The sequence below is a fragment of the Pontiella sp. genome (assembly GCF_041622395.1).
Taxonomy (GTDB): Bacteria; Verrucomicrobiota; Kiritimatiellia; order Kiritimatiellales; family Pontiellaceae; genus Pontiella.
This window is the reverse complement of sequence record NZ_JBFJYW010000270.1, coordinates 1-5209: the sequence shown is the minus strand read 5'-3', so window position 1 is coordinate 5209 and position 5209 is coordinate 1. Positions and strand designations below refer to the sequence as shown.

At 56.3% G+C, this 5209-nt stretch carries 3 protein-coding genes; all 3 read right to left on the bottom strand.

Translation table 11 applies throughout. From position 1 onward, the window contains the following. Nucleotides 1-51 precede the first annotated feature (51 nt). A complete protein-coding gene (locus ABYO54_RS13710) occupies nucleotides 52-1662 on the bottom strand; it encodes an arylsulfatase (protein WP_372808812.1) in 1611 nt (536 codons plus the stop codon). Nucleotides 1663-1792: 130 nt separating this feature from the next. Then, on the bottom strand, nucleotides 1793-3895 hold the full coding sequence (locus ABYO54_RS13705) for a Sip1-related alpha-galactosidase (RefSeq protein WP_372808811.1): 2103 nt from the start codon (nucleotides 3893-3895) through the stop codon (nucleotides 1793-1795). Nucleotides 3896-4497: 602 nt separating this feature from the next. Then, nucleotides 4498-5112, bottom strand: coding sequence for a PEP-CTERM sorting domain-containing protein (locus ABYO54_RS13700; RefSeq protein WP_372808810.1), 615 nt, complete (start codon nucleotides 5110-5112; stop codon nucleotides 4498-4500). Nucleotides 5113-5209: the final 97 nt, after the last annotated feature.

The window sequence follows — 5209 nt, the reverse complement described above, 5'->3', positions numbered from 1 at the left end:
CAGCGGGTGGCAAAACAGGGTTCCGGCCGCGAAGCCCGGACTCCCGGCCGTCTATTTCTTTTTGCCGTTCCTGGCCGGGCGATAATGCCTGGCAAGCAGCGCTTTCATTTCCTGTACGACCTCCGGGTATTCGTTATACAGGTTTTTCGTCTGGTTGACGTCGGTGCTCAGATCGTAGAGCTGCGCGGGCGGCGCGTCTTTTTTGATCTTGCCGTTTTCGATGTCGCTGTTTTGGTTGCCGACAAACGAGACCGCGGCCGGGCCGCCGGCGCCATGCGTGCCCGGCTTGCCCTTAAACCCGCCGGCCGCCTGTTGCGGAATGTAGATCCATTTGCCTTTGCGGATGGAAACATGACTGGGCTGCCGGGGGATGAGGACCAGCTCGTTGCGCAACGGATGTTCCGGATCGCCGACCAGCGCCGGCAACACGTTGATGCTGTCGGCGAGCTGCTTGCTCGCCACCGCCTGCCCCGTGAGCGCGGCAAAAGTGGCCAGCATATCCACGCCGCTGATCAACTGGTCGGACACCGAGTTCGGCGGAATTTTGCCCGGCCATTTGGCCACAAACGGCACGCGCTGTCCGCCTTCCCAGACGCCGAATTTGAAACCGAGCAGCTCGCCGTTCTGGCGGTGCCCATCGGCGAAGGCATCCTGCCCGCCGCGGTTGAACATGCCGCCGTTGTCGCTGGTGACAATGATCAGGGTGTTGTCGACCAGATCGTTTTCCTCCAGGCACTTCACCAGTTCACCGACCATCCAGTCGAACTCCTGGATAAAATCGCCGTACAGTCCGCATTCGCTGGAACCTTTGAACGCCGCCGAGGGCGTGAACGGATGGTGAATATTGGTCGTCGGGAAATAGACGAAGAACGGCTTCATTTTGTTTTCGCTGATCCACGAGACCGCTTTATCGACCAGCAGCGGGCCCGTCTTTTCGTCGTCGTAAATCGCGTGGGCTTTTTTTGCGCCGCCCACCCGGTTGTCCGTCTTGGGCCCGGCTTCCGGAGGATAGGTGGTTGTTTCCGAGTAGGGTTTATCGAAGGTGATCGGGTCGTTCGGATCATAGCCGACGATGCGGTCGTTCTCGACATAGACGAACGGGAAGCCGCTGTTCACCTTGGGCACCCCGAAATAGTAATCGAACCCGAGCTCGAGCGGCCCCGGGCGCAACGGCTGGTTCCAGTCGGTTTTGCCTTCGCCAAAGCCCAGATGCCATTTCCCGAACGCCGCCGTGGCATAGCCCTTGTTTTTGAACACCTGGGCCAGGGTCAGCTTGTCGGTGGCGATCATCAGCGGCTGGAAATGGTCGCACGGCCCCCAGTATCCTTTGCCGTTGTCTCCGCGGAACGGATACTCGCCGGTCAGCAACCCATACCGTGACGGCGAACAGACCGCCGAAGCCGAATGCGCATCCGTAAAGCGCCGCCCTTCGGAGGCGAGCTGGTCGATATTCGGCGTCTTCACTTTCGTGGCGCCATAGCAGCCCAGATCGCCGTAGCCGAGGTCATCGGCCAAAATGAAAACCACGTTGGGCTGTTTTTGGGCACGCGCCGGAACCTCGGCATCGCCCACCGCCCCCGGAACCGCCTGCGCACTCGCGTTGCCGGAAAAAGCCGCGGCAAAGAGCAGCAGACCAACCCCCAACCTCTTTTTAAAATCCATCGTCACACCTTCCTTCCTGTCATTTTAAACTTCGGCGTTCCATCCAAAGTCGCTCGTTGAATTACTCCACAAAAACGATCCCCCCGAAGGTCAACGATCCGGCCGGCGCGGGAAAACGGCCGATATTTCGCTAGCGGGAAAGCGACATTTCGCGGGTTCCCGGGGCAACGGGCAGATCGGCCAGATAGAGATCATTGCCCAGTGCTTTAAAGGCAACCCCCTCCGTTTTCGGTGCGCCGTTTTTGCTCCAGACCATCAGCGGCCCCGATTCCTCCAGCGTGAACGCCACCTGTTTTTCGGAAACGGATTTCAGCCGAACCGCCGCGGCCGGCAGATATTTGTCCGGCCGGCCGATCACGGCCCAGCCTTTGGTCTTCGGGTAAACAAGATATAGCCGGGCATCGAAATTCGGAATTTCCGAGGAGAAGCCTTGCCCGAGATCCGTAACCGACCGGCGTTCCCGATCATAGACCAGCAGCCCGTCTGCCGGGATATTCCATACTCCGGGATTCGGCGTCAGCAGTTCGCCGGCATGGCCGTAGTCCTTTGCCGCAAATCCGCTTTTCAGGACCTTGCCGCTTTCCGTGAAGTTAAACAGCGCAATGGCCGCCACCCCGTCTTCCATCGGTGCAACAACCCGGATGACTTCTTCGTCGCGGAACGGATGAATGAAAAAACTTTCCGGCAGGAGGGTTGCCGGCGCCGCGGTGCGCAGCAACTTGCCGTCTTCATAAGCGAAGGGAATCAGCACATCCGGATTAATCTTGGACGGCTCGTCGGAGACATAGACCGGGCCGCCGGAAATCGCGCGGGCAATCGCCATCGGATGCACATCGCGCTCGTCGTGGGAGTGGAACATGTCCAGATCTCCCCAGACGGTCTGGCTCAGCCACAGGTGGTTGGCAAAGCTCTGGTAGGCATTGCATTTGTTCTTGTCCTTGTCCTTCTGGTTGTAGTCCGGACTGGAACGGGTCAGCGCACTGTGGCTGAACTGGAGCGAATTGATGTTCGGCTGCGAGATACAGTTGAGCAGCGGAAGCCCGTTGGCGTGGCAGGCGGCTTCCAATGCCGCATTGTTGTATTGCGACGCACGGGCGGCATTGCCCAGCCCGCCATACAGATCGAAGCATTTGGTCTGGAAATCGACCTTCGTGAAATCAAACCCGTTTTTTACGGCATCGCGGGCCATCAGATCATGCAACGCTTTCGCCCCTTCGGGCGTTTCGGCCGGAACCATATAGGCACCCTTCACGAGGCTTCTGGGTTGGGTCACTTTGCCCGCCACCAATTGGCCTTCGAGCTCCTTCATCGTGTGCTCGGGATGAATGCCCTCCATGTACCCCAGCATATTGCGCCAGATGCCGATCCACTTGATGCCGTCCTCGTTTTTCAGCGCGGTCACCGCCCCCCACCCCTGCGGGAATTTCTTGGGATCGGGTTCCAGACTGACCAGCTTGCGCCCGGTTTCGGTAAAGTAGCCATCGTCGACCATCACCCAGCGGAACGGGGCCTTCGAGGCCTCCAGGGTTTTCGCGGCATCGGCAATGACCGGTTCGGAAATATCGCGCTTGTAGTGCTCCCAGGAGCACCAGCCGAGATACCCATAGGGCTCCTCGGGAAAGGATTTTTCGGCACGCGGTCTGGCCGCGACATACCCCGATTCAAAGACCTGCTCCCAAACCAGCCGCGTGGCGGAATATGGCGAGTTGCCATAGGCCCAGATCACGAGCGGAATGTCCCCCTCGACCCGGTCCGTTCCATAATTCCCGGTTTTCAGCAGTAGCTTCCCCTTCTCGACGAAGAACTGCCCATACACCTTTTCCGAGGTCATCGGCAACAGCCCCAGATAACGGCCATCGGTCAATTCGAGAAGGATGAACTGACCCTGCTGCACATTCGTGTGCCCCTTGCGGGTTTGGGAGGGTTTGTAGGACTGGAGCTCGCCGATCGAGTTGAAGGCCACCCCTTCCACGCGGTTGCCCCGGGCAACACCCCCCGAAAACGGACGGTAGTAGATCCCCCGCTTAAACGCAGGCAGCTGGACTTCGCGCGTGAGCACGATGCCCGCCGCGTTCGGCTTCGCATTCATGCCCTTCTCGATAACCAGTTGCTGCGGCTCGGCGGTAACGGTGATTGTTTCCGACCGGGCGATTCCGGCCAACAACACCCCCACGCTACAGACCACCCCAAAATATTTTCCCTGCATGTTGTTTATCTCCACATCCTTCTTCATCGCTTCAACCGTCGCAGACAAGTTTGCATGAACCCACCGACCATAACCCCATCACATAGCCGCGGCCCAGTCTCCCTCAACCATTCATGCGGGATTATCCGTCCCCCATTGGCAGCCATCCCGGCGATCGATTGCCGATAAACACAGGTTCATGGACAGGATAGGCAGAACTGGTTCTTACTCCGGCGGGTGAGCGGGCAAGCTCCTTGTCTCATTGAGTATCCGTGTCCATCTGGGTTCATCGGTGGTTCCATTCCCGGATTTAGGTCAATACATCTATAGTACGCCATTGGGGCAAGAAAACGGACACCCCACGTTCACTCCCTCGACCCCTGCACTTATACGTGTTAACGAAGCTGAATGGCTTTAGAGAGATACGGCCTCCTCCCTTGCGGCCTGCAGGTTACTCGGTATACGCTTAACTTTCCTTGTTCGCTTGCTTTCGCACGCTCCGCCGAAAGCCCAATACTCGATACACCGCAAGGAGCTTGGCTTGCGATGACGGGGACTTCCACCCCGCCAGACAGATGCGCCAGCGCGGCGCACGAACGTCGAAAGTGACCGGCGCGGGATATATGCGTTAGGCATGAAAACGGTGCGCTTTACCGCGTAAGATCCACGTGGTTCGTGGTGTGGGGAGAAGGAGTTAGTCTCTCCTCTTTACCCGATTTGGAAAATCTTTTTCTTCTTAGGTAGAGAATTCCTGTTCCTATAATTATCAACCCCACTGAATTGGGTTCCGGAATAGCGTATGTTTGTTCGTAATATTGATTATCTATGACAGTTGCTGTTTTGAATGAGTCAATTTCAACTGTTCCTGATAAAACATCGATACGAAGGATTCCTTGTTTGTCTTGCCATGGAATATAAGAGAGATCTCCAAGGTATAATCCTCCTCCAGAAAAAGAATGGCGAGTAGCGCTGAATGAACTCGAACGAATTACAGGCTCTGCTTCATTGTTCTCAAAAAGAGAAAGAATTAAACTTTCGCCAGGGTCGAGTTGGTTGCTTCCTAATTGAAAATCTGCATGTGCTTGTTGATTACTAATTGCAACTGGCGGATCTCCGTAAAGGTTATCTGGATCAAAGGCGTATAATGAGATTGATGAAAACTCAAACTCATATGATTGCCCTTGAGTTAGGATCAATCCTGCTTTGGCGATAGGACATAGAATGAACAATCCTACGATGATGAATTTTTTAAACTTTGGGTTCATTTTTGTTTAGTTTCCAGACCTTATGGCTGAAGTTGATTGAGCCTCGGTCGGATTTCCCTGTCAAATTAGAGGCATGCCCCCGGGGGTTCCGCAGGCT

What these genes read in the sequence shown, in the direction of transcription:
- ABYO54_RS13710 (WP_372808812.1), bottom strand. Translation starts at nt 1,662, where the DNA reads ATGGATTTTAAAAAGAGGTTGGGGGTTGGTCTGCTGCTCTTTGCCGCG.
- ABYO54_RS13705 (WP_372808811.1), bottom strand. Translation starts at nt 3,895, where the DNA reads ATGAAGAAGGATGTGGAGATAAACAACATGCAGGGAAAATATTTTGGG.
- ABYO54_RS13700 (WP_372808810.1), bottom strand. Translation starts at nt 5,112, where the DNA reads ATGAACCCAAAGTTTAAAAAATTCATCATCGTAGGATTGTTCATTCTA.